Source organism: Corynebacterium sp. HMSC070H05 (genome assembly GCF_001837615.1).
Taxonomy (GTDB): domain Bacteria; phylum Actinomycetota; class Actinomycetes; order Mycobacteriales; family Mycobacteriaceae; genus Corynebacterium; species Corynebacterium coyleae.
This window is the reverse complement of record NZ_KV833345.1, coordinates 20,384-20,592: the sequence shown is the minus strand read 5'-3', so window position 1 is coordinate 20,592 and position 209 is coordinate 20,384.

Below are 209 nucleotides of genomic sequence, written 5' to 3'. Positions count from 1 at the left end.
GCTCATCCCCGCGAGTGCGGGGCAGACGTGCGGGAACTCAACGAGGATTACACCGCCAAGGGCTCATCCCCGCGAGTGCGGGGCAGACTTAAACCGCGAGATACCCAGAATCGCCGGCACCGGCTCATCCCCGCGAGTGCGGGGCAGACGCGGATAGTCGGCGGGGTCAAGCCCGTCGAGGGGGCTCATCCCCGCGAGTGCGGGGCAGA